Source organism: Kribbella italica, assembly GCF_014205135.1.
In the GTDB taxonomy this organism is placed as follows: domain Bacteria; phylum Actinomycetota; class Actinomycetes; order Propionibacteriales; family Kribbellaceae; genus Kribbella; species Kribbella italica.
In genome coordinates this window covers 3276581-3301089 of the sequence record NZ_JACHMY010000001.1, presented here as the reverse complement: position 1 = coordinate 3301089, position 24509 = coordinate 3276581, and the positions used below count along the sequence as shown (strand labels likewise).

General features: G+C 69.0%; 22 protein-coding genes. 16 read left to right on the top strand and 6 right to left on the bottom strand.

Annotated features, from left to right (window positions below):
- Nucleotides 1–82 precede the first annotated feature (82 nt).
- The 11 genes from HDA39_RS15230 to HDA39_RS15180 all read left to right on the top strand — a co-directional run bounded on the left by HDA39_RS15230 (nucleotide 83) and on the right by HDA39_RS15180 (nucleotide 14554).
- Complete coding sequence (locus HDA39_RS15230; RefSeq protein WP_184795872.1) at nucleotides 83–2650, top strand: MXAN_6230/SCO0854 family RING domain-containing protein; 2568 nt, start codon at nucleotides 83–85, stop codon at nucleotides 2648–2650.
- A 525-nt stretch (nucleotides 2651–3175) separates the two neighbouring features.
- On the top strand, nucleotides 3176–3682 hold the full coding sequence (locus tag HDA39_RS15225; RefSeq protein ID WP_184795871.1) for a hypothetical protein: 507 nt from the start codon (nucleotides 3176–3178) through the stop codon (nucleotides 3680–3682).
- Nucleotides 3683–3870: 188 nt separating this feature from the next.
- Nucleotides 3871–4821: a type IV toxin-antitoxin system AbiEi family antitoxin domain-containing protein gene (locus HDA39_RS15220; RefSeq protein WP_184795870.1), complete on the top strand. Its 951-nt coding sequence runs from the start codon at nucleotides 3871–3873 to the stop codon at nucleotides 4819–4821.
- 329 nt (nucleotides 4822–5150) lie between these two features.
- Nucleotides 5151–6662, top strand: coding sequence for an ABC transporter substrate-binding protein (locus tag HDA39_RS15215; RefSeq protein WP_184795869.1), 1512 nt, complete (start codon nucleotides 5151–5153; stop codon nucleotides 6660–6662).
- Between the two features lie 43 nt (nucleotides 6663–6705).
- A complete protein-coding gene (locus HDA39_RS15210; RefSeq protein WP_184795868.1) occupies nucleotides 6706–7653 on the top strand; it encodes an ABC transporter permease in 948 nt (315 codons plus the stop codon).
- On the top strand, nucleotides 7650–8489 hold the full coding sequence (locus tag HDA39_RS15205; RefSeq protein WP_184795867.1) for an ABC transporter permease: 840 nt from the start codon (nucleotides 7650–7652) through the stop codon (nucleotides 8487–8489). The genes HDA39_RS15210 and HDA39_RS15205 overlap by 4 nt, the downstream gene beginning before the upstream one ends.
- On the top strand, nucleotides 8486–9577 hold the full coding sequence (locus tag HDA39_RS15200) for an ABC transporter ATP-binding protein (protein WP_184795865.1): 1092 nt from the start codon (nucleotides 8486–8488) through the stop codon (nucleotides 9575–9577). The genes HDA39_RS15205 and HDA39_RS15200 overlap by 4 nt, the downstream gene beginning before the upstream one ends.
- A complete protein-coding gene (locus HDA39_RS15195; RefSeq protein WP_238356064.1) occupies nucleotides 9570–10625 on the top strand; it encodes an ATP-binding cassette domain-containing protein in 1056 nt (351 codons plus the stop codon). Before HDA39_RS15200 ends, HDA39_RS15195 begins: the two co-directional genes overlap by 8 nt.
- A complete protein-coding gene (locus tag HDA39_RS15190) occupies nucleotides 10622–12229 on the top strand; it encodes an aldehyde dehydrogenase family protein (RefSeq protein ID WP_184795864.1) in 1608 nt (535 codons plus the stop codon). The genes HDA39_RS15195 and HDA39_RS15190 overlap by 4 nt, the downstream gene beginning before the upstream one ends.
- Nucleotides 12230–12376: 147 nt before the next feature.
- The gene (locus HDA39_RS15185; protein WP_184795863.1) at nucleotides 12377–13153 is read left to right on the top strand and encodes an SDR family oxidoreductase; all 777 of its coding nucleotides are present in this window, start codon (nucleotides 12377–12379) and stop codon (nucleotides 13151–13153) included.
- A 21-nt stretch (nucleotides 13154–13174) separates the two neighbouring features.
- Entirely contained in the window at nucleotides 13175–14554 is a 1380-nt protein-coding gene (locus tag HDA39_RS15180; RefSeq protein ID WP_184795862.1) for an amidase, read from the top strand.
- 90 nt (nucleotides 14555–14644) lie between these two features.
- On the opposite strand, the gene HDA39_RS15175 is transcribed toward HDA39_RS15180, so the two are convergent.
- From HDA39_RS15175 to HDA39_RS15165, 3 genes are all read right to left on the bottom strand, one after another.
- On the bottom strand, nucleotides 14645–15796 hold the full coding sequence (locus HDA39_RS15175) for an aminoglycoside phosphotransferase/kinase family protein (protein ID WP_184795861.1): 1152 nt from the start codon (nucleotides 15794–15796) through the stop codon (nucleotides 14645–14647).
- Nucleotides 15797–15952: 156 nt separating this feature from the next.
- Complete coding sequence (locus HDA39_RS15170) at nucleotides 15953–16783, bottom strand: L,D-transpeptidase family protein (protein WP_337925752.1); 831 nt, start codon at nucleotides 16781–16783, stop codon at nucleotides 15953–15955.
- A gap of 189 nt (nucleotides 16784–16972) precedes the next feature.
- Entirely contained in the window at nucleotides 16973–17389 is a 417-nt protein-coding gene (locus HDA39_RS15165) for a hypothetical protein (protein WP_184795860.1), read from the bottom strand.
- Between the two features lie 140 nt (nucleotides 17390–17529).
- Here HDA39_RS15165 and HDA39_RS15160 point away from each other — a divergent pair, with 140 nt between their 5' ends.
- A complete protein-coding gene (locus HDA39_RS15160; protein WP_184795859.1) occupies nucleotides 17530–18411 on the top strand; it encodes a LysR family transcriptional regulator in 882 nt (293 codons plus the stop codon).
- Nucleotides 18412–18598: 187 nt separating this feature from the next.
- On the opposite strand, the gene HDA39_RS15155 is transcribed toward HDA39_RS15160, so the two are convergent.
- Nucleotides 18599–19573, bottom strand: coding sequence for an aldo/keto reductase (locus tag HDA39_RS15155; protein ID WP_184795858.1), 975 nt, complete (start codon nucleotides 19571–19573; stop codon nucleotides 18599–18601).
- A 220-nt stretch (nucleotides 19574–19793) separates the two neighbouring features.
- On the opposite strand from HDA39_RS15155, the gene HDA39_RS15150 reads away from it, so the two are divergent.
- The 3 genes from HDA39_RS15150 (at nucleotide 19794) to HDA39_RS15140 (ending at nucleotide 21760) form a co-directional block, all read left to right on the top strand.
- Nucleotides 19794–20759 (top strand): SRA domain-containing endonuclease, encoded by a 966-nt coding sequence (locus HDA39_RS15150; protein ID WP_184795857.1) that lies wholly within the window; start codon nucleotides 19794–19796, stop codon nucleotides 20757–20759.
- A gap of 197 nt (nucleotides 20760–20956) precedes the next feature.
- Nucleotides 20957–21178: a hypothetical protein gene (locus HDA39_RS15145; protein ID WP_238356063.1), complete on the top strand. Its 222-nt coding sequence runs from the start codon at nucleotides 20957–20959 to the stop codon at nucleotides 21176–21178.
- A gap of 321 nt (nucleotides 21179–21499) precedes the next feature.
- Nucleotides 21500–21760: a hypothetical protein gene (locus HDA39_RS15140; protein WP_184795855.1), complete on the top strand. Its 261-nt coding sequence runs from the start codon at nucleotides 21500–21502 to the stop codon at nucleotides 21758–21760.
- An 86-nt stretch (nucleotides 21761–21846) separates the two neighbouring features.
- Here HDA39_RS15140 and HDA39_RS15135 read toward each other — a convergent pair whose 3' ends face one another.
- Together HDA39_RS15135 and HDA39_RS15130 are read right to left on the bottom strand one after the other, a co-directional pair.
- On the bottom strand, nucleotides 21847–22206 hold the full coding sequence (locus HDA39_RS15135) for a hypothetical protein (RefSeq protein ID WP_184795854.1): 360 nt from the start codon (nucleotides 22204–22206) through the stop codon (nucleotides 21847–21849).
- A 130-nt stretch (nucleotides 22207–22336) separates the two neighbouring features.
- Nucleotides 22337–23473 (bottom strand): epoxide hydrolase family protein, encoded by a 1137-nt coding sequence (locus HDA39_RS15130; RefSeq protein WP_184795853.1) that lies wholly within the window; start codon nucleotides 23471–23473, stop codon nucleotides 22337–22339.
- A gap of 60 nt (nucleotides 23474–23533) precedes the next feature.
- Here HDA39_RS15130 and HDA39_RS15125 point away from each other — a divergent pair, with 60 nt between their 5' ends.
- A complete protein-coding gene (locus tag HDA39_RS15125) occupies nucleotides 23534–24502 on the top strand; it encodes a helix-turn-helix transcriptional regulator (RefSeq protein WP_184795852.1) in 969 nt (322 codons plus the stop codon).
- Nucleotides 24503–24509: the final 7 nt, after the last annotated feature.

The window sequence follows — 24509 nt, the reverse complement described above, 5'->3', positions numbered from 1 at the left end:
TTCTCCTTTCCAAGGCCTAGTAGCGCGTCCGCTCTCCGCCCCTGGCGCTTCCGTCCTGTCGTGTTCACTGCCAGGAGGTTCGATGCCGGACGCGCTCGCCGCGGTGCTGCTGCGGCGCCGACGACTGGTCGACGGCGACCGCCTCACCCCACCGGTGCGCCGGTCCGCCTGGCAGTGGCTGAAGCGACCACTGACCACCCAGGCCGGTCTCGGCGCGCTGCAGGCCGAGCTGATCCAGCGCGGCTTCCTGACCTCCGTCGACCTCTACCGGTACGCCGCGGGCCTCAACCCGCTGGCGCTGACCGGTTTCGGGCGCGACCTGCTCGCTCTGCTCGACCGGGAGTCCGGTGCGGACGCCCAGCACGTCCCCCTGTTCCGCGGCTTCCCGGAGAGCGTGCCCGGCAACACCGAGACCTTCTACGTCAACCGCGTCTTCGCCCGCCTCCTGCAGGAGCCCGAGCAGCCGTGCGTGCTGTGCGGCGAAGTCGGCAAGGTCCACCCGGTCTCACCGTGCGCGCACCTGGTCTGCCGGTCGTGCTGGGACGGCGCCGACTTCAGCGCCTGCCCGCTGTGCCTGCAGCGGATCGATCCGGACGACCCGTTCCTCGAGCCGGGCTTCGACGACGTACCGGCTGATCCCGTCGACGGGGACCGGCTTCGCCTGCTCGGTCTGGCGCCGCGTGATGCCGCCCAGCTCGCGGCGACCGATCTGCTCGCGCGCCGATCGCCCTTGTCCGTGGTCGATCGCGCCGACCTCGCCGTACTGCTGCAGGACGCCGACCCGACCTGGCTCCCGCCGGTCGTCCCGGTCCGCGAAACCCGTGCGGTCGTCGTCGCCCAACTGATGCAGCGGCACCCGTCGGTGGTCGACCTGATCGAGACCGCCACCGACGCCCTCCGCCTGCTCTACGTCCTGATGGACGCCGATCCAGGCCTCCGCACCCCACCCGTACGACGCCGCTCGCTGCCCCGCGCCGTCCGCCGGACGATCCTGGCCCGCCTCGATCACGTACCGCTGGAAGCCCTCGCCGACGACCTCCACCGCCACGAACGCGCGTGGAAACGCCTCGCCGAAAACCTCCACCCCTTCGAGCATGCGGCGCGCTACCCGTCGGCCGCGACGGCGTTCGCGCTGATCCGCCGGACGACGCTCGACCCGGCGACGCCGGCCCATCGCGCCGTCCTGGCCGAAGTCGCTCGGCATCCTTCGATCCGTCTGCAGAACACCCCGGCGGGTGTCCAGTTGGCGACCAACACCTTTGCCAGCAGGGTCGAGGGCGCCTTCGCGGCGGACCAGCCGGTTGCGGCGTTGGACCTGTTGCGCCAGCGCCCCGGCGAGCTCGTACGCCGGCTCGTCCACCTCGCGCGAGTGCTCCCGCCGGACGCGCACGGCGTACTGGTGGAGGCTCTCGGCACCGCCGTCTCCGACGTCTCGCCCGTCGTACTGACCGCCGCGCTCGGCCAGGTCCGCACGCCGCCAGGCGATCTCCGCCTCTTCTTCCCTCGCGGCGGCACCACCAAGGTCTGGACCACCGTCGACGAACGGGAGCCGCTCCCGGCCCCGCTCGCCGCGGCGCTGGCCGGCCTGCTGATCGCCGAACTGTTGCGCAGGGCAACAGCTTTGCCGCGGCTGCGCCGGGGCTTCCTGGACGAGGACCTGAGCCTGCTCGCCGCCCCCGGCAGTGAACGCGCGACCTCGTCGACGCTGCTGCGGATGACCCGGGGGAGCGCTCAGCCGATCCCGATCGACGACGAGCTGCGTCTCTTCCTGCACTGGCAGGAAGCGCCCGGCCAGCGCGTCGACCTCGACCTGTCCGTCGCGGTCTTCGACACCGACTGGGGCTTCGTCGGCCTCTGCGACTACACCCGCCTGCGCTTCGACCAGGACGCCCTGGTCCACTCCGGCGATCTCACCTCCGCGCCCGGCCCGCTCGGCGCGACCGAGTTCGTCGACCTCGATCTCACCGCCGTACGCCGGGTCGGCGGCCGGTACCTGTTGCCCGTCGTCTTCAGCTACAACAACATCCCCTTCGACCGTCTGCGGCGCGGCTTCGCCGGCGTCATGCGCCGCCCGTCCGGCCTGTTCGACCCGCTCGCCGTCGAGGACCGCTTCGACCTCTCCGGCCCGGCGAAGATCCTGATGCCGTTCGGCGTCGACCTGCACACCAAGGAACTGCGCTGGTACGACGTCAACCTCAGCGCCGCCGGGTACCGCCACAGCATCGCCAAGTACGCCGGCCAGCTCGCCCTGATGTCAGCCGCCCTCGAAGAGGTCCACGGCTCCGGCGACCGCGTCTCCCTCTGGGAGATCGCCTGCTGGCACGCGGCCGCGCGGACCGACGAGGTCGTGGTCCGCTGCGCCGACGGCTCCGTCGTCGGCTACGTCCGCACCCCCGACGAGGACACCACCACCTTCGCCCACCGCCTCACCACCCGCCGCGAGCCCGACCGCGTCTGGGACACCGACGCCGCCCAGCGCGCCGACTTCGTCGCCGTCATCACCGCCGACGACCTCACCCCACCCCCAGGCGCCACCGTCTACGCCCTCCACCCCCGTCTGCTCGACCCCACCACCCACAACCTGATCGCGGCCCCCACGCTGCTGTCCCCCCTGACCCCCGACACCCGAGCCCGGCTAGCCACCCACTGACAGCCGCCTCAGCCCCCGCACTCCGTCCCACCCACCCCCGTACGCGCCACCGCCCCCCGACGTACCGGCCCCGCGCTTCACCCCAAGTACCGACCCCCGTACGTCCCACCGCCCCGACGTCCAGCCCCCGCACTCCGTCCCGCCCACCCCCGTACGCGCCACCGCCCCCGACGTACCGGCCCCGCGCTTCACCCCAAGTACCGACCCCCGTACGTCCCACCGCCCCGACGTACCAGCCCCCGCACTCCGCCCCGCCCACCGCCGTACGCGCCACCCCCCGACGTACCGCCCCCCGCGCCTCACCCCAAGTACCGACCCCCGTACGCTCCACCCCCCCCGACGTACCGCCCCCCACGCCTCACCCCAAGTACCGACCCCCGTAGGCCCCGCCTCTCCGCTCCCCACCAGCCCCCACACCCAGCCAGAAGATCGCGGCACTTCACATTCCGGTGACGTGCCGCGGTTCGCCCGCGACGGAATTGCGGGAGCGGAGTACAAAGGAAGTGTCGGCGAAGGGAGCCAACCATGACCTACGACGTGGTGGTGCTCATCGAGCGTGAGATGAGCGAGGGCGACGCCGCGAGGGTCGCCGCCCTGCATGCGAGACACGACGACGCAGTGGACTACCACCTGCTCGTCTCCAGTCATCCGACCGAGGGAATCGCCGGGCCGATGGCCCTGCTCGGGTCCAGTTTCGCCGACGTCGCCGGGCTGTCCGGCGGTGCGGTGAGCAACCGCGCCCGGTCCGGTACGGCGACCGCGCTCGCGGACCCGCAGTACGACCTCGCCTCGGTGATCGAACACAGTTCGCGCCGCCTCCGCGGCCGCAACCCCGGCACGGTCAACGTGTCGATCACCCACGGCGAGATCCTGCTCGCCCTCCGCACCCTGGTGAACAGCACCAAGAGCCAGGAGGTGATCGTCGTCGCCTGGCCCGAGACCGCCGCCCGCTTCGTCTGCTCCGACTGGCCCACCAGAGCCCGCAAGGAGCTCAAGGTCCCCAGAGTCCGCGTCGTGGAACACGACACCTGACCAACGCGGGAGCCGTACCCCGCCCGGCCCCTACGCCGTACGGCGACTGGCGCCGTTTGTGACGACTGCTCCGTTGTTGGACGACTGCTCCGTTGTACCGCGCCAGTCGTCGTACAGGGAGGCAGTCGGCTGTCCACAGGTGGGAGATCGGCGGCTGCGCAGGCACGGGACGACTGCATCTTCAAGGAGTGAACGGGAGACTTGCGGTGGTCGCCGCCGCGCGCGGTGGCTGGTTCGGGCGGAGCGACGCCATCGAGGCGGGGTATTCGGATGCGGAGATCGCCCAGCGCGTCCGCGCCGGCCGGTGGACGCGGCTCTGCCGCGGTGCGTACGCCGAGGCTGATGCCGGCGTGTGGTCGATGCCGCCGTGGGAGCGAGAGGCCTGGATGCACACCCGCGTCGCCAAGGCGTACTTTCGGCGCCTCAACGGTCGGGCGGTGATCAGCCATCAGTCCGCGCTGGTACTGCACGGGCTCGAGATCAGCGATCTGGATCTCCGCCGAGTTCATCTCACCAACCTGAGCGGACCCGGCCGTTCGGGACGGCGCGTCTGTCAGCACGTCGCCGAGCCGCCGATCAGCGCCGTCGTCTCGATCGGTGAGGTCCAGCTGACCTCAGGCCCGAGGGCCGTGATCGAGACCATCCACTCCACGTCGTACCCGGTCGCGGTGTCGGTGGTCGACGCCGCGCTGCGCGAACGCCTGGCCACCGCCGATGAACTGTTCGAGTCCGTCCGCCTCTTCGGCCGGCGACGCGGCGTGCTGGCAGCCGCGCGAGCGGTCGCCTTCGGGGACGGCCTCTCGGAGTCGGTCGGTGAGTCGAGGATGCGCGTCCTGCTGGCCGATCTCGGGCTGCCCGAACCGACCCTCCAGGCGGTCATCACCGACCGGTCCGGCGGGTTCGTCGCCCGCGTGGACTTCCTGCTCGCGGCGTACGGAGTCGTGGTGGAGTTCGACGGCACCGGCAAGTACGCCGGCCGAGAGGCGCTGGTCGCGGAGAAGCTCCGCGAGGACCGGATCCGCGAACTCGGCTACGAGGTCGTCCGCGCGACCTGGTCCGACCTGTCCAGTCCGACAGCCTTCGCCACCCGCCTCCACCGCGCCATCGACCGAGCCACCCCCTCCTGGTCCCGCTACTGACCCAGCCCCTCCGGCGTCACGCCTGAGCCTCCGCACGACGACAGCCCCGGTTTGCGACGACAGCTGCCGAGTACGACGGCTGCTCCCGTCTGCGACGACTGCTCCGTTGTACCGCATCAGTCGTCGCACACCGCGTCAGTCGTCGTACAACGCAACAGTCAGAGGCCTGCTCGGCGCGCGCCGCGGGCTGTTCGCGGGGCTGCTTGACACGGGATGCCTGCCGGACGAACCTAGTGAACCGGTTTGCCCGAGGGCGTGGCTCCGGGTCTGTCGCTTGTCGCGCGGCAGACTAGGGGGCCACACCCTCCGACCAGTTCAGGAGTTCTTGCGTGAAGTCCTACTTCAGCCCCGCGGTCGCGCTGTTCGGATCGGCCGCGTTGCTGGCCGTCGCGGCGTGCTCGGCCGGTTCCGGCTCGTCCTCGGGGACGGGCTCGCCCGGCGCGGACGATTCGCTCGCGATCGGGCTGGTCGCCGAGCCGGCCAGTCTGGACTTCACCACCACGGACGGTGCCGCGATTCCGCAGGCGCTGCTCGGCAACGTCTACAACGGGCTGGTCAAGCAGGACGAGACCGGCAAGATCGTGCCGGACCTGGCCACCTCCTGGAAGGTCTCGGCCGACCGCAAGACGTACAGCTTCACCCTGGTCGGCAACGCGAAGTTCACCAACGGGCAGGCGTTCACCGCCGACGACGCGGTGTTCAGCATCGACCGGGTGAAGACGGCGTGGACGACCTCGCTGAAGTCCGCGATGGACGTGGTCCAGACCGCGAAGGCGGTCTCGCCGACCGAGCTGCAGGTCACCCTGGCCAAGCCGAGCAACGACTGGCTGTTCCGGATGACGACGCGGATCGGCGCGATGTTCTCCAAGACCGGTGTCGACAAGCTGGCCACCGCCCCGGTCGGCACCGGCCCGTACAAGCTCGGCACGTGGAAGCGCGGCGACTCGATCGTGCTGCAGCGCAACGACGCCTACTGGGGGACCAAGCCGCACTTCGGCCAGGTCACGCTGAAGTACTTCAAGGACCCGACCGCGCTGAACAACGCGCTGCTCACCGGCACGATCAACGTGATCGGCACGGTCCAGGCGCCGGAGGCGCTGAACCAGTTCACCAGTAACGACAAGTACCAGGTGATCGAGGGCACGACGAACGGCGAGGTCCTGCTGTCGTTCAACAACTCCCGCGCGCCGCTGTCCGACCTCCGCGTGCGCCAGGCGGTCCGGGCCGCGATCGACCACAAGGCGCTGCTCGACACCTGCTGGGCCGGCCGCGGCAAGCTGATCGGCAGCATGGTGCCGCCGACCGATCCCTGGTACGAGGATCTGACCAGCGTCGCGCCGTACGACCTGGCCAAGGCGAAGTCGTTGCTGCAGGCAGCGGGTGCCACCGGCAAGACGCTGCGGTTGCGCTTGCCAACGTTGCCGTACGCAACCTCTTGCGGCCAGGTGGTGAAGAGCCAGCTGGAGCTGGCCGGGCTGAAGGTGCAGATCGACCAGCTCGAGTTCCCGGCGGCTTGGCTGACCGCCGTACTCAAGAACGCCGACTACGACCTGTCGATCATCGCGCACGTCGAGCCGCGCGACCTGGGCGCGGTGTTCAACGCGAAGTACTACACCCGGTACGACGACCCGACGCTGCAGGCCGACCTGGCCGCGGCCGACGCCGGTGACGAGGCGACGCAGATCGCCGGGATGAAGAAGGCGGCCCGGCGGCTGTCCGAGCAGGCGGCCGGCGACTGGCTGTTCCTGATCCCGAACCTGATGGTCGCCGACAAGGACGTGAAGGGCCTGCCGCAGAACGCGATCACCGAGTCGCTCGACCTGTCCACGCTGTCGCGATGATCCCGCGTCCGGTGTCGCCGACGCGGCTGGAGCTGGTCCGGCGATGATCCTGCGTCTGGTCGAGCGGACCGCGGTGCTGCTGGTCAGCCTCGCGGTCAGCTCGGTGCTGGTGTTCGCGTTCCTCGCCGTACTGCCCGGCGATCCCGCGCGGGTCGCGCTCGGCGTCAACGCCTCCGACGACGCGGTCGCCGAGTTGCGTAACCAGTTCGGGCTCGACCGGCCGTTGCCGACCCAGTACGCCGACTGGCTGACCGGCCTGCTGCATGGCGACTTCGGCACGTCGTACATCTCGAAGGCGGAGATCGGGCCGCAGATCTCCGACCGGTTCCAGGTGACGTTGTGGCTGGTGGTCGTCGGGATGGTGATCGCGCTGCTGGTCGCGGCGCCGGCCGGGACGGTGATGGCCGCGCGGCATCGCAAGGTCTCCGGGCTCGCGCTCTCCGCGGTGTCGCAGGTGGGCGTCGCCGTACCGGCTTTCCTGGCGGGAATCCTGCTGATCATGCTGTTCGCGGTGAAGCTCGGCTGGCTGCCCGCGAACGGGTGGACGCCGCCGGCCGAAGACCCGGGGATGTTCCTGCGCCAGTTGGTGCTGCCGGCGCTGTCTTTGGGGCTCGTGCAGGGCGCGGTGCTGACGCGGTACGTGCGGAGCGCCGTGCTGGATGTACTGCGCGAGGACTACCTGCGCACCGCCCGGGCCAAGGGGCTGCGCCCCTTTCGCGCGTTATGGCGACACGGGCTGCGCAACGCCGCCGTACCGGTGGTCACTGTCCTCGGGTTACAACTTGCGACCCTGCTGATCGGCGCGGTCGTCGTCGAGCGCGTCTTCGTCATCCCCGGCCTCGGCAGCCTGCTGCTGGACGGAGTCTCGAACCGCGATCTCCTGGTGGTCCAGGCCGTGGTGATGGTGCTCGTGGTCGCCGTACTGGTGGTCAACTTCCTCGTCGACCTACTGTACGTCGCGCTGGATCCGCGGCTGCGGGTGAGCCGATGAGCACCGCTGCTGTCGGGCGCCGCCGCTGGAACCCCAGCCTGCTCGTCGGCGGCTTCATCGTTGTCGTGATCGTCCTGCTCGCCCTGGTGTCCTTCGTCTGGACGCCGTACGACGCGACGCTGGTCGACCCCGCCGGCCGCCTGGCCTCGCCGTCGTGGGAGCACTGGCTCGGAACCGACAAGTTCGGCCGCGACATCTTCAGCCAGCTCATGGTCGGCTCGCGGACAACGCTCTTCGTCGGCCTGGTCGCCGTCGGCGTCGCGGCCGTGATCGGTGTCCCGCTCGGCATCCTCGCCGCGATGACCCGGCGCTGGTCGAGCGAACTCATCATGCGCGCCAATGATCTGCTGCTCGCCTTCCCGGCGCTGCTCCTGGCCATCATGTTCGGCGCCGTCTTCGGCGCCAGCACCCTCACTGCCATGGTTGCCATCGGCATCGCCACGATCCCCAGCTTCGCCCGCGTGATCCGCAGCGGTGGGCTGCAGGTGATGCGCACCGAGTACGTCCTGGCCGCCCGCGCCGCCGGGCGCCGGCCGCTGCCGATCGCCGTACGGCACGTCCTGCCGAACGTCGTCAGCCTGATCACGGTGCAGGCGTCGGTCTCCTTCGCCATCGCCGTACTGGCCGAGGCCGCACTGTCCTTCCTCGGCTACGGCACGCCGCCACCGACACCGTCGTGGGGCCGAATGCTCCAGGAATCCCAGGAGTTCCTCTTCAGCGCGCCGCGCCTCGCCGTCTTTCCAGGCCTCGCGATCGCCATCGCCGTCCTCGGCTTCAACCTCCTCGGCGACGGCCTCCGAGACCACTTCGACCCCAAACTGGAGGACCGCCGATGACCCGCCCGGCGGATGCCGCGAGCCCCGCCCCGCCCGTCCCGTCGGCCGATGCGGCACCCTCGGCCGCAGACGCCCCCGGTACGCCCCCGGCCGCTGCCGCGGCCCAGGACGTCCTGACGGTGCGCGGGCTGACGGTGTCGGTCCGCGACCTCCAACTCGTCAGCGACGTCGACCTCTCCGTCGGCCCGGGGGAGCGGGTCGGCCTGATCGGCGAATCCGGCTCCGGCAAGTCCCTCACCGCTCTCAGCCTGCTCGGTCTCCTCCCCGAGGACGTCACGGCGACCGGCTCCGTACGCCTCGCCGGCATCGACCACGACCTGATCGGCGCCGGCGAACGCCGCCTGTCCCGCATCCGCGGCAACCACCTCGCGATGGTCTTCCAGGAACCGATGACAGCGCTCAACCCCACCATGCGCATCGCCGACCAGGTCGCCGAAACGATGCTCATCCACCACACCCGCTCCGGCCGTCGTACGGCGCGATCCGCGGCCATCGACCTCCTCGACCGCGTCGAACTGACCGGCGTAGCCCGCGCCTACCCCCACCAACTCTCCGGTGGCCAACGGCAACGAGTAGTCCTCACCATTGCCCTGGCCAACGATCCCACCCTCCTCATCTGCGACGAACCAACCACCGCTCTCGACGTCACCGTCCAGGCGATGGTCCTCGACCTCATCCTCCGCGGCGTCACCGCCCGCGACGCGGCCCTGCTCTTCATCACCCACGACCTCGCCGTGGTCGCGACGATCTGCCAACGCGTCCTCGTCATGTACGGCGGCCGAGTGGTCGAGTCCGGTCCCGTTCACCAGGTCTTCACCGCCCCCCGCCACCGCTACACCGAAGGCCTCCTCGCCGCCTCCGACCTGGAATCCGCCGACTCCGGCGAGGTCACCTCCGCCGAACCAGCCCGCCGCCGCCTCCCCACCATCCAAGGCACCGTCCCCGCCGCCGGCCACTTCCCCGACGGCTGCGTCTTCCGTACCCGCTGCCCCCAAGCCACCGACCTCTGCACCACCCCACCCCCCTGGACCGGCACCCCCACCACCGGCTACGCCTGCCACCACCCAGCCGGAGCCCCCCATGCCTGAGCCCACCACTCCCGAACAACCGGCCCGTCCCACCTCACCCACCACTCCCGAACAAGGGACCCGCCCCACCTCACCCACCACTCCCGAACAACCGGCCCGTCCCACCCCACCCACCACCCCCGCTGCTGCCAGACCCCACACTTCTTCTTTCCCGGCCGCAGCGACCTCGCCCCGTGCAACCCATCCGGCCGCATGGGCACCTACAGCAACCGGCAACAACCCCCTCATCAAAGTCACCAACCTCACCCGCGACTACCCCCGCCCCCGCACCTCGATCCTCAAGCGCGCCGAGGTGGTCCACGCCCTCAAAGGCGTCACCCTCGACGTCAAACCCGGCGAACGCTTCGGCATCGTCGGCGAATCCGGCTGCGGAAAGTCCACCCTCCTCCGCATCATCGCCGCCCTCGACCGCCCGACCACCGGCAAGGTAGTTGTCGATGGCAAGGACATCACCAACCTCCCCGAACGCCGCCTCCGCTTCCTCCGCGAGAACCTCCAGCTCGTCTTCCAGGACCCGATGAGCTCCCTCGACCCCCGGATGCGCGTCCGCGACATCATCGCCGAACCACTGGTCGTCCAAGGCCACCCCGCCTCAGGCGCCCGAGTGAAAGAACTCCTCGACGCCGTAGGCCTGTCCGCCGACGCCGGCGACCGCTTCCCGCACCAGTTCTCCGGCGGCCAGCGCCAGCGCATCTCCATCGCCCGCGCCCTCGCACCCAACCCCAAGATCCTCATCGCCGACGAACCGGTCAGCGCCCTCGACGTCTCCGTCCGCGCCCAGGTCCTCAACCTGATCTCCGACCTCGTCGACGAACTCGACCTCACCCTCGTGTTCGTCTCCCACGACCTGTCCGTCGTCAAGCACGTCTGCGACCGCGTCGCCGTCATGCACGCCGGCGAAATCGTCGAGACCGGTACGACCGGCGAGGTGTACGCCGCCCCCCGCGCCCCCTATACCCGCCGCCTGGTCGCCGCCATCCCCACCCTCCCCAAAGCCCTCGCCGGCGCAACCCCCCAAGACCTCATCCCGAAGGGAGCCCGAGGATGACCCCGTCCCCACCCGCCGCGCTCCCACCCGACCCGGCCCCCGCAATCCCACCCGACCCACCCGCCGCGCTCCCACCCGCCGCTCTCCCACCCGACCCGGCCCCCGCAATCCCACCCGCCTCCCCTCCCCGGGCCAGCCCCCCACCCACCTCCCAAGTAGTCCTCCAGTTCCCCACCGGCCTCCCCATCGGCGAGTCCTGGGTCGAGGCCCCCACATCCACCCCCGTCCACTTCCCGTACGACGGCACAGCCATCGCCCAAGCCCCCGTAGGCAACACCGCCCTCGCCCACCAGGCCCTCGAGAACGCGCTCTCCGTCCGTCCCCAGGTCGCCCACCTCCCGTCGTACACCCGCAGGTCAGTCCTCCAGGGAGCGCTCTCCGCCCTCTCCACCAGGCGCGAGGAGTTCATCGACCTCCTCATCCTCGAAACCGGCAAACCCCGCGTCGACTGCGTGGTCGAACTCGACCGCACCCTGCTCACCCTCCAGACCGCCGCCGAGGAAGTCGCCCGCCTGCACGGCGAAACCGTCCCCCTCGACCTCCTCCCCAGCGGCGAGAACCTGATCGGCTTCTGGGTCCGCAAACCGATCGGCGTCGTCGTCGGCATCACCGGCTTCAACTACCCGCTCCTGCTCGCCGCCCACAAGATCGCTCCCGCCCTCGCCGCCGGTTGCCCGGTCATCGTCAAACCCGCGCCGCAGACCCCGCTCGCAACCCTCTGGCTCGTCCACCTCTGCCGCGAAGCGCTCGCGGAAGCCGGCGCTCCGAGGTCCGCCGTACAGCTCATCACCGGGGGAGTCGACGTCGGCTCCACGCTCACCACCGACCGCCGCATCGGCGCCGTCTCCTTCACCGGCTCGGCCGCTGTCGGCCACCAGATCGCCCGCGACGCAGCCCCGACGAAGGTCCTCCTCGAACTCGGCTCCAACTCCGCCCTCGTCGTCGCCGAGGACGCCGACCTGGTCGCCGCCGCAGACGCCGTCGTCCGCGGCGGCTACTACGCCTCCGGCCAGGCCTGCATCAGCGTCCAACGCGTGATCGTCGTCGAATCCGTCCGCGCCGCGTTCCTCGCCGAACTCACCCCACGCCTCGACGCAGTCAAGGTCGGCGACCCCCGAGAGAGCGCGACCCGCGTCTCGGCGCTCATCGACGAACGCTCCACCACCCGCGTCAACCTCTGGATCGACGAAGCCGTCACCGCCGGCGCGACCCTTGCCTACCAGGCCCAAGGCAACGATCCACGCATCGTCGGCCCCACCGTCCTGCTCGATCTCCCACACGGCCAACAGGCCTGGGACGAGGAGATCTTCGGTCCGGTCATCGCAATCCGCTCGGTCCCCGACGTCGAGACCGCGTTCCAGGCCGTCAACGACACCCGATACGGTCTGCACGCCGCCGTCTACACGTCATCCCTGGCGACCGCCTTCGCCGCGATCGACCAGCTCGACGTCGGGGGAGTGGTCGTCAACGAGGTCCCCGGCTTCCGCTCCGACGTCATGCCGTACGGCGGGGTGAAGGACTCCGGCACCGGCCGCGAAGGCCCCCGCTTCGCCATCGAAGAGCTCACCACCACCCGCATGGCCATCATCCGCCCCACCCCCTGACCCACCCGCCACCCGACCCGATCAAGTCCCGCCACCCCTGACCCTCCCGCTGATCCCTACAAGGCCTGCCGCCGACCCCGACTACCCGCCGACCCCCACAAGACCCGCCGCCGACCCCGACCACCCGCCGACCCCTGGAAGGTCCCCGTGCCGCACGACTACGCGAACCTGTTCCGCCTAGACGGCCGGCACGCCCTGGTCGTCGGCGCCGGCAGCGGCATCGGCCGCGAAGCCGCCCTCGCCCTGGCCGCCCACGGAGCCCACGTCACCTGCGCCGACCGCGACCTCCCCGCCGCCGAACAAACCGTTGCCCTAGGCAACTCAACGCTCACGCCGTACGAACTGAACATCCTCGACCCCGAAGCGATCACCACCGCAGCCCAAACCCTCGCTCCGGTCGACATCCTCGTCTTCACCGCCGCCACGAACGTCCGCAAACGCATCCTCGACTACACCGGCGAGGAGTTCGACCGCGTCATCGCCCTCAACCTGCGCGCGTCCTTCGACCTCATCCGTGCCTTCGGCCAACAAATGGCCGACCGCGGCCGCGGCAGCATCATCGGCTTCAGCTCCATCCGCGCCACCACCGTCGAACCAGGCCAATCGGTGTACGCGGCAACCAAAGCCGGCCTCGTCCAGCTCCTCCGCACCGCCGCCGCCGAACTCGGCCCCCACGGCGTCCGCGTCAACGCCATCGCCCCCGGCGTCGTCGAAACCCCCCTCACCGAACAGATCAAGTCCAACCAGCCCTGGTACGACGCGTACGCCGCCAAGAGCGCCCTCAACCGCTGGGCCACCCCCGACGAACTAGCCGGCGCCGTCGTCTACCTAGCCTCCGACGCCGCCAGCTTCGTCACGGGTTCGGTCCTCCACGTAGACGCCGGCTGGACCGCCATCGACGGCCGCTTCACCCCACCCAACTGACCGTCGTACTGGAGACACCAGATGAGCCTCGCCGATCTGACCGCCATCGACCTGGTCGCGAAGTACCGCGCCGGCGACCTCTCGCCCGTGCAGGTGATCGACGACGTCCTCGCCCGCGTCGACGAACTCGAACCCCGCCTCCAAGCGACGTACGCGCTCGACCCCGAGGCCGCCCGCCAAGCAGCCCGCGAATCAGAAGCCCGGTACAGGAAGAACGCAGCAGGCCCCCTCGACGGCGTACCAGTCACTGTCAAGGAAAACATCGCCACCCAAGGCACCCCAGTACCCCAAGGCACCGCCGCCACAGAGCTCGTCCCAGCCAAAGAAGACCACCCAGCCGCAGCCCGCCTCCGCCAAGCCGGCGCGGTGATCTTCAGCAAGACGACCATGTCCGAGTACGGCATGCTCTCCTCCGGCGTATCAACCTTCCACCACCTCGCCCGCAACCCCTGGGACCTCACCAAAACCCCCGGCGGCTCCAGCGCCGGCGCCGCCGCGGCAGCCGCCGCCGGCTACGGCCCGATCCACCTAGGCACCGACATCGGCGGCTCCATCCGCCTCCCGGCAGGCTGGTGCGGAGTCATCGGCCTCAAGCCCACCCACGGCCGAGTCGCCGTCGGAAACCCCTACCCAGGCAGGGCCATCGGCCCCATCACCCGTACGGCGTCCGACGCGGCCCTCACCCTCCAGGTCATCTCCGGCCCCGACCGCCGAGACCAGACCTCGCTCCCGCCCTTCACCGACGACCCTCGCCCGCTCGCCCTGCAGGGCACCCACATCGCCCTCCTCCTGGACGCCGGCCCAGGCCTCCCGGTAAACCCCGAAATCACCGCGGCCGTCACCAACGCAGCCCAGACCCTAGAAGCCGTCGGCGCCACCATCACCGAGATCCCGCCGATCATCACCCGCGAGATGCTCGACGGCCTCGACCACTTCTGGCGAGTCCGCTCCGCCGCCGACCTCGCGGCCCTCCCCGAGAACCGCCGCGCCAAGGTCCTCCCCGCCATCCGCGAATGGACCAGCACAGCAGATTCCCTCACCCCGTACGACGTCTTCCACGGCCACACCCAAATGCAGAACATGTCCACCGCCGTCGACCAGGCCTTCGCCGCGTACGACTTCATCCTCTCGCCGACGGCCCCCATCCCGGCCTTCCCCGCCGACCAGGCCTACCCCACCAACAACCCCCTCCAGCCCTTCGAACACATCGCCTTCACCGTCCCGTACAACATGTCCACCCACCCCGCCACCACCGTCAACTGCGGCCACACCTCAACCGGCCTCCCCATCGGCCTCCAAATAGCAGCCCCCCGCTTCCAAGACCTCCGCGCGCTGGCCCTCGCGGCGTACCTGGAGACGATCCTTCCCACCAACCCCTGGCCGACCAACGTCCACCACTGATCAACCGCCGACCGGCCGCCTCGACCACGCTCAACGCAGGCTGGTTTCTCCCCGGCCAGGGGAGTTGATCAGTGGTGGGCGTCGCCGTCTTCAGGTGTCGAGAAGCTGCTGCAGCGACGCCCGCGTCATCGGCCGCTGGAGGAGATCCGAGACCTCGCGCTCGGCGAACGGGGCCCGGTCCGGATCCGACGGATCGATCGCCTCGCAGAGCGTGTTGTACGTCCAGTTGAGCCACCCCGTGACAGCGACCGCGAACGACGTCAGCTCCAGCTCGGGCCATTTCCCGGCGGCCTGCACGTAGCCCTCGCGGAACGCGACGATCGCCGTCCGGTTGAGCGCTGGTCGCAGACCCCAGTGGCCGAGCGCGGACCCGAGTTCCTGCTCAGGCGTGAGCGACCCCGCGAAGTCCCACTCGGTGATCACCAGGTCGTCCCGGTGGCCGACCCGGACGTGCTCCGGGATGAGCGCGCAGTTGCAGAGGAGGAACTCACCGTCGAGATCAGCCTCGATCCCGCGGAGGTCGGCCACCGTGGGCAGCAGGTCGGTCAGTTGATCGACCCACGGCTTCCCGGCGGCGCGGGCCCGCGCGAGCAGTTCGCGCCACTGCGCGTCGTCGCCGCGCGCGGTGAGGTAGGGGTTGACCGGCGTCGTACTCGGCATCGCCAGCGAGTGCAGGATCCCGTACGTCGTACCGATGCCTCGGGCGACGGCTGCCGGCGTCGGGCTGACCGGCGACGGCCCGACCTCGATCCATTCGTGAACCCGCCAGCTCTGTTCGCGCAGGGTCTCGATCAGTCGGCCGCCAGGGCTGCGAACCGGAGTCGGCGCCGCGACACCGGCAGCGACCGCGGCATCGCGCAGTCGGGTTCCGAGCTCGGCCTGGTCGTTCGTGATCCACGGATAGACCGTGACGGCGAGCCAACGCCCGCGATCCGTGCTGATCGACCAGCAGCGCCCCATCGGTGTGAACGCGACAGGGGAGGGCCGCGCGATGACTCGCCCCAATCCGAAGGCGGACGCCAGGTCGTCGGCGAGCCCCTCCGGCGCAACCGGTACAGCGGCCGCCCGGCGTTCGGTCTCAGCCTTCAGCTCGGCCCAGTCGCGCAAGCCGTACTCACCGGCCAACGCCTGCTGGGCCTCGGCCAGCGTCGTACCGGACCGTGACTCACGCAGTGCCGCCAGGAGGTCCTTGGCCTCCTTGCGCAGGAACCCGAGGCTCGGTTTGTCGGGCAGGAATCGCATCGCGCATCCTCTCGCGCCCGGACTCGCACAGGCGGCAAAGAGAGCGCGTCGGACCTGGCTCATCGGGGTGGCTTCCAGCCTGCCGGCGAGTCTCGACGCGGCCCCGGCCGCGCTCCGGCAACGCTAACCGGCGGACGCGACCGAGGTCAACGGGGCTCAGTACTGCCCGTACACCGAGACCGTCGTACCGATCTTCGTTTCCTTGAAGATCTGGCGGATCTGCGGCCGCATCACCCGCACGCACCGGTGCGAGGCCGGGTAGGTCTTGATCAGCGAGTTGGACCGCGAACCGTGCAGCGCGATCCCGGGGCGGTCCTTCAGGAAGTAGATCGAGTCGTACATGTACGCGTCGTCGTACAGGCTGCTCTCGTGCGCGCCGGCCCACTTGCGCCACACCTTGCCGGTGCGGTTCGGGGTGTCGTACCCGGGGGCGCCGGTCGAGACCCAGACGATGCGGCGGTACGTGTTGTCGACGACCTGGTACAGGACCTGGCAGGTCTTGTTGACGTAGATGCCCGCGGGCTTCGTCGGCGCCGGGCGGTTCTTTGCCAGCAGCACCGATCGGACGTCGGCCGTCGTCAGGCGCTCGCGGTTGATCGGCAGGCCGTTCGTCTCGCGCCATGCGCACAGCGCCTGCTTGGTCCGCGCGGTGACCTCGCCGTCGACGTCGCCGACGGGATAACCCCACGCGGCCAGGCGCTTCTCGACCTCGAGCGGGTAGTTGACCTTCACCGGGGTCGTCGGCTTCCCGGTGGTGGGCGTCGCCGTCGGCCGCGTTGTCGGCGTACCGGTCGGCGTCGCGGAAGGCTGCGCGGTCGGCGTCGTGGATGGAGTCGACGGCGTCGCACTCGGCGTACCTGACGACGCAGCAGTCGGCGTACCGGCCGAAGGAGACTTCGCCGGCTCGTCCGCCGCGACATCGGTACACCCGCTGAGCACCACGCCCAGCACCAGCAACCCGGCCACGATTCCCCGTCGACGCGCCACGAAATCCCCTCTCCTCAGGACTTTCAGCGTCGCAGACGGGGCCGTTCCGGGGCGGAAGCCTCGCCGTACTGCGTTCGCTCGCCGAACGCTAGTACTCCGGCAGGGCCGTGGGCGCGGCCGTTCGCCGCGCCGTCACCGAACCGTTGTGATCGGCGCCGGACCGCCCCACGAATCGGTTGCCTCAGGCGCCTACAGCCCGAGATCGCGCAGGAACTCCGGCTTGTACGCCTGCATCACGACGTACCGCGGGTCCGGGACTTCCATGTCGGCGTTCTTCGCCGCGTCCTCGGCCGGGCTGTGCGCGCCCTCGGGCGCACTCGGGTCGGTCCACTCCTGCGCGGCCGGGTTCCACCGGGTGACCGTGTACTCCGCGCTCAGGTTGTCCCCGGCGACGAGTTCCTTGACCGTGCTCTCCGCCTCGCGGGCGTCCTCGAGGGTCTGCGTGTAGAGCAGCATCCGGTTCCCGTCCCGGGTCACCGTCACCTGCCGCCCGAGCCGCTTCCGCGCGTCGTCGTCCAGATCGAGCGCCCGCAGCCGCTCCCAGAACGTCAACCCGTGCTCATCGCTGCCGAGCTCGACAACAACCCGAAACTCCTCATCCGCCATGCGCACACCCTACCGAGCCCGGTACGCCGAACCGTCGCTCGCCTCGACGGCGCATCTGTACGGCGTACTGGGAGCGACGATTGAACGTGAAATCGCCGACGGGACAATCCATTCCGATCCATCGACTAGAGTTCTGAGTCATGGAGCTTCGCCACCTGGAACACTTCATCGCCGTCGCCGAGCAGAAGCACTTCACCCGCGCCGCCGAAGCGATGTCGATCTCCCAGTCGGGCCTGTCCGCCTCCATCCGCGCCCTCGAACGCGAACTCCACGCGTCCCTGTTCGTCCGCAACACCCGCAGCGTCGAGCTCACCGAAGCCGGCCGAGCCCTCCTCTGCGAAGGCCGCCGCACCCTCGCCGCCGCCGAAGCCGCCCGCGACGCCGTCGCCGCCGTCCAGGGCCTCGTCCGCGGGCACCTGACCGTCGGCCTGGAGCAGTGCCTCGGCGTGGTCGACGTACCGGCTCTGCTCGCGAAGTTCCGCTCCGCCTACCCCGGCGTAGAAATCGAGGTCCGCCAAGCCGGCTCGACCCCCATGCTCGACGAACTGGCCTCCGGCCGACTCGACGTAGCCTTCGTAGCCACCTCCGGCCACCCCGTAGACGGCCTGGACCTCCGCCCACTCTCCACCGAATCCATGGTCCTGGTCTGCGCCCCCGACCACCGTCTCTCCGGCGCCCCCGAGGTCTCCCTCCAGGACCTCGCCGGCGAGTCCTTCGTCGACTTCGACCGCACCTGGGGCGCCCGCGCGATCTCCGACCACGCCTTCGCCGCCGCCAACGTCGCCCACCCCGTCACCATCGAGGTCAACGACGTCCACACCCTGCTAGCCCTGGTAGCCCACGACCTGGGCGTAGCCCTGGTCCCCGAACGCATCGCCGCCAAACGAGGCGACCACAAAACCGTCCCCCTCACCCCCGGCGCCGCCTCGGCCTGGCAGGTCTCAGTAGCAGTCCCCACCAGCCCCGCCGCCAGCCTCACCGCCGACGCGCTGATCGGCATGCTCCCAACCACTCGCACGTAACAGCCTGTACGCCGTGCGGTCTGGGCCTGTCGGCGAAAGCGAATCCCGTACGCCGAATCGGGCCGCCCCCCGATCCCTCGGCGAACGACCCGATTCAGTAGCCCTGTCACCGGCGTACCGGCGTACCGGCGTACCGGCGTACCGGCGTACCGGCGTACCGGCGTACCGGCGTACCGGCTTCGTGCTTTTACCAGGCGTAGTCCTCAGGGGAGGTCTTGTAGCCCGGGAAGATCTCGTCGAGGCGGGCAAGTGCCTTCTCATCGAGCTTCAGGTCGACGGCCCGTACGGCGGACTCGAGCTGCTCCATCGTGCGCGGCCCCACGATCGGACCGGTGACCGCCTTCTGGTGCAGCAGCCACGCTAGCGCGAGGTCGCCAGGCTGAGTCCCGAGCTCGTCCGCGAAGTCCTCGTACGCCTCGATCTGCGGCCGCAGCTTCTCGACAGTCTCCTTCGCGCGCCCCTCGAGCCGGCGTACGCCCTCGTTCTCCTTGCGGATCACGCCGCCCAGCAGTCCACCCTGCAGCGGCGACCACGGAATCACGCCGAGACCGTAGTACTCGGCGGCCGGCAGCACCTCCCGCTCCACGTCGCGCACGATCAGGTTGTAGATCGACTGCTCACTCACGAGCCCGGTGAAGTTGCGCTTCTCGGCAGCGGCCTGAGCCTGCGCGATGTGCCAGCCGGCGAAGTTCGACGACCCGGCGTACAGGATCTTGCCCTGCTGAATCGCGACCTCGATCGCCTGCCAGATCTCCTCCCACGGCGTGTCCCGATCCACGTGGTGGAACTGGTACAGATCGATGTAGTCGGTCTGCAGCCGCTTCAGGCTCGCGTCGAGCGCGCGCCGGATGTTGAGCGCCGAGAGCTTGCCCTCGTTGGGCCACCCCTCGCCCATGTCCCCGTACACCTTGGTCGCCAGCACCGTCTTGTGCCGCTTCACCGGGTCCTTCGCGAACCACTCGCCAAGAATCTCCTCGGTCCGCCCCGGGTAGATCGCCCGCCCGTACCCGTTGGCGGTATCGAAGAAGTTGATCCCCTTCTCATGCGCCGCATCCATGATCGCGTGGGAGTCCTCCACGCTCGTGTGAGGCCCGAAGTTCATCGTCCCCAACACGATCCGACTGACCTTCAGTCCCGTCCGCCCAAGCTGAGTAAAGTCCATACCACCCACCCTGCGCGCCCGGCGCTCAGACTTCCAACAGAAGAATCCGCACAGTCCGATCGGCTGAGCTTCTGAGTCGTGCTGCGCAAGCTCGGTTCGGCTGCTGAGTTACCTGCTAGGTAACAATCGTGAGCAGATCGCGGAGGATGCCGTTGATGACGTCACCTATATCGTTAAAATACCACGGCGAGTGCTGAGTCCTACTGCCCTAGGAGTTGCCTTGACGGAGTGGTCGCTTGATATCGGTCAGACGCTGTCGCGGTCGGAGCGAATGCGAATCTATGGCGGCGGACTTCAGGGTGGCATCAACCCTTCGGCTAAATCACCGAATATCTTCATCTACTCCGACCCGTTGATCGCCAGTCGGTATGGATATAACTATGACGGTTGGGCTAACGATTCCGTCTTTCTCTACACGGGAGATGGTAGTAGCGGGGATCAGAAACTGCGAGCCGGAAATCGTAGTGTCGAGCGACACTTGTCGGACGGTAAGGCGCTGCGAGTTTTCGTAGCGGATGGCAAGGTTCCAGGCAAGAATGAGAAGGTCCAGCGGTACCTCGGTGAATTTGTGGTCGATACCGTTCTTCCGTATGTGCGAGCCGAGGCGCCTGATGTCGATAAGGTTCTGAGGTCTGTCATTGTCTTCCGCCTGCGTCCAGTGGGTCAGGTGCTAAGGCGGCCTGAGGATCGAAGCAAGTTCCCTGATGTGGTGAACCGGCCGGAGACGGCGGTGCAGTTGCCGGCTGTTGTGACACCCGATCTGTTGGTGGATGGTGTGCCGCTTGAGGTTGTGGGTGAGACCGAATTCGAGGTGAGCGCCCAAAGTGCACGAGTGGCGTCTCGCCGAGAGTCGCTCTTGGTTGATCGCTTCCGGATCTACCTGGAATCTCTTGGTCATAAAGTTGGACGCTTCGAACTGAGGCCGCCTGCAGAGTTGCGCAGTCTTTATACTGATCTCTTCGATTTCAGCGACGAGACGCTTTATGAAGCGAAGGCTGCTACAACGCGTGAGGCTGTACGGATGGCTATCGGTCAACTGTATGACTACACGCGTCATGTGCCTCAATCTCACTCGTTAGCGGTTCTGCTTCCCGGTGAGCCCTCAAGAGATCTTGTCTCCCTCCTGGCTGCTAGAGACATCCGCTGCGTTTGTGAGGTGGACGGCGACTTCGTCACCGTCACCTAAACCCCCGCTGGCCGTCTAGCCCTCGCGGAAGGTCGCACGTCGCCCAACTGCGCACCGAGTAAGAGATCGTGGTCGCCGGCGTGCTCCCACCGCGCACCGCTGTCTGGTTCCTGACACGCCGGAATCAGACAGCGGTGAGGCCTCCTTCGGAGGTAGCGGCGCTGATGCACTGGAGGGAGCCTGTGGGAGGAGGAATCGTGGACAACCCCGAGGCGAAGGTGCGGCGGCGGGTTCGGGTTTGGTTTGGCGAGCATGTGATTGCGGACTATTGCGCTGAGCCGCTGCTGGCTGATCGGTATGCGAAGGCGATGGCCCGCCGGTTCGCGGGGCTTCGGGTGACGAACGAGGCCTTGAGCGGGGACGGGCCGAGTTCGCGGCCGTTGCCCAATGAGCGGCTTTGGGGGCTGGGGCCGCAGTAGGACCCGCGGGGGAGCTCGCAGGTCTGGACGGCGGCACCTGCGGGATAGCGGTCAGCGAGTTGGTGGGTCGGTTGGGTGGTCGCGTTCAGGCGGACGGCGTACAGAGTCTGGTGGTGCGGTGGAGTGGGCGGATCCTGGAGGTCTGGCGGCGCCGCGGGGAGATGGGTTGCCTTCGATGCCTTTGAGGGCCCTGGCCAGATCCGGCGGAAGCGGCTGACGGATCGGGGCGATGGCCGATGAAGCGCGATGGTCGCTGAGTGTTTGGAGTCTGACCCCTGATGCGCGTTGTAGGCGGCCGGCGGCGACGTCGAAGGGGCGGTTGTGGCCGCGGTGCTCGAAGCAGACGACTTCGCGGTACGGCGGGCCGCCGTCTTCGGCCTCGAACTCGCGGTAGATCAGCCGGTGGGACGGTCCGAGTGTGTGGTTTCCGCGGGTCTCTGGAAGCACCGGCAACTTGATCTCCGCGCAGTCGCTGAGGTCGTGGGCCATGAAACCCAGGCGCTTGCCGTCGAAGTCCGCCTCCTCGCCGTTGGCGATGGCACGCAGGCCGGCGCGGAGGGCGCGGTACTCGCGGTGGCGTAGGCCGCCGGTCTGCTGAGTCGCGGCGGCTCGTTCGAGGGTGCGTAACTGCTGCAGCACCTCGCGGCTGAGGAGGAGACGGTACGGCGTCATTTCGGCTTGCGGAACTCGGAGTCGTCGACGTCTTCGTCGAGGTCCCAGCCAAGTTCGGCGGCCACTTCTTCGATCGGCACCGAGGGACCGCTGGGGTTCTTGAGGCGATGGCGCGCAACGGAGTAGCTGGAGTCGAAGCCTTCTTCGTCGGTGCTGGCCTCGACGAGCGCGCGCCAGACCTCGAAGGGGATGACTACGCCTTCGGGTTGGCCCGCGTCCCCGAAGATCAGGGGTTCGGTGTCGCCGGACCGATATAGGGTCAGAAGGTTCCCGAGGTTCTCCGATGCCGCGGAGGTGGACAGCACCCAGACCGTATCCCCGCCGGGGAGCAGGTGCTGGGTCTCGTCGGAATCCATGGCCGGTCCTTCCAAGTTGTCGAGCGTCGGCATCAGGATAGGAGGGATCCGCGGCTCGCGAGGCGACTTGTCCACAGGCCCCGTACGACCGAAGGCCGGCCCAAGTGGGCCGGCCGGTCGGGACGGTTGATCAGCGGAGGTTGGCGAAGAACTTGCGGAGGTCGGCGACCAGTTCGGTGGGGCGTTCGAGGGAGGCGAAGTGGCCGCCGTCGGGGTAGTTGGTCCAGTGGACGATGTTGGGGTTGTCGCGGTCGGCGAGGGGGCGGATGGTCTTGAAGTCGTCGGCGAAGACGGCGACGCCGGTGGGGGCGTGGTTGAGGGCGGGTTCGGTGCCGGCGTTGGCTTCTTCGTAGTGGTAGCGGCCGGCGGCGGCCGAGGTGTTGGTGAACCAGTAGAGCGAGACCTCGGTGAGGATCTGGTCGGTGGTGACCAGGCTGGTGCCGTTGCCGAAGTTGTTGAAGAGTTCGTTCCAGGCCAGCTGGCCGACCGGGGAGTCGGAGATGCCGACGGCAACGGTCTGCGGGCGGGTGGAGTTGATCGCGTTGTAGCCGCCGACCGACTGGAACCACTGCAGGTGCTCCACTGCGGCGTAGTCCTCACCGGTGAACTTCTCGAACTCAGCCGGGTCGCCGCTGGGGAACGAGAACAGCTGCAGGACGTGCAGGCCGAGGAAGCCGGGAGGGTTCAGCAGGCCGAGTTCGCGGGAGATCATCGCGCCGGCGTCGGAGCCGTGTGTTCCGTACGAGTCGTAGCCGAGCCGCCGCATCAGCTGGTCGAAGGTCTTGGCGACCTGCGCCATCGTCCAGCCGCGCTCGACCAGCGGGGTGCTGAAGCCGAAGCCGGGGATCGACGGTACGACGACCGAGAACGCGTCCGCCTCCGAACCGCCGTACGCGACCGGGTCGGTCAGCGGGCCGATCAGGTCGAGGAAGTCGACGAAGGAGCCGGGGTAGGTGTGGATGAGCAGCAGCGGCGTCGCGCCCTCGACGGCGGACGGGACGTGCAGGAAGTGGACGGTCTGGCCGTCGATCTCGGTCAGGTACTGCGGGAACTCGTTCATCCGGGCCTCCTGGGCCCGCCAGTCGAAGCTGTTCTGCCAGTGGTCGACGGTCTCGCGCAGGTAGTGGTTCGGGGTGCCGAGGTCCCAGTTGTCACCCGGCGCCGGCTCGGGCAGCCGGGTGTTGGCGAGGCGGGCCTGCAGGTCGTCCAGGTCGGCCTGGTCGATCGTGACGGTGAAGGGCCGGATGACGTTCTCGTTGTTGTTCATGGCTCTACCGTAGAAGCCATATAGGAACGTTAGATTCCTATTTGTGCGATCATTTTCCGCATGCGTGAGACGTCGTCGAGATTGCTGTCCTTGTTGTCGCTGCTGCAGACCCGGCCGGCCTGGACCGGGGCCGAGCTGGCGGGCCGGCTCGAGGTCAGTACGCGGACGATCCGGAACGACGTCGACCGGCTGCGCGAGCTCGGGTACCCGATCGACGCGACGCGTGGTCCGGCCGGGCACTACCAGCTCGGGATCGGGGCGAAGATGCCGCCGCTGCTGCTGGACGACGAGGAGGCCGTCGCGGTCGCCGTCGGGCTGCGGACCGGTGCGGGCGTCAGCGGGATGGAGGAGAGCAGCGGGCGTGCGCTGGCGAAGCTCGAGCAGGTCCTGCCGCACCGGCTCCGGCGGCAGGTCAACGCGATCCACACGACGCTGACCAAGGGCCCGGACAACACCGGCTCCAACGTGCCGGATCCGGAGGTCGACCCGGTCGTGGTCACCACGATCGCCGCCGCCATCCGGGACGAGCACTACCTCCGGTTCGAGTACGCCGTACCGGACTCCGAGCCCGGGTTCGCGATCCTGGTCGAGCCGTACCGGTTGATGAGCTGGCAGCGGTACTGGTACCTGGTCGCGCGCGACGAGAAAGGGGCCTGGCGCACCTATCGCGTCGACTGGATGAACTTGCGGATGGCAATCGGCCGGCGGTACCAGCCGCGGCCGATGCCGAACGACGACTACACCGACTTCGTACTGCGCGACGTGGCAACGACCGGGTGGAAGGTACACGCCAGGATCACGGTCTTCGCGTCGGCCGAGGAGGTGCTGGCCCGGATCCACGCTGCTGTAGGGATCGTGGAGCCGGTCGACGATCACACGTGCGTGCTGGTGACCGGCGCGGAGTCGCTCGAGGTCGTTGCCGTGTACATCGGCATGCTCGGCATCGACTTCGAGGTCACGGCCCCGGACGCGTTGGTCGAGCACCTTCGGGTGATCGGGCAACGGTATCTGCGGGCGGTCACTCCGTAGCGCGGTA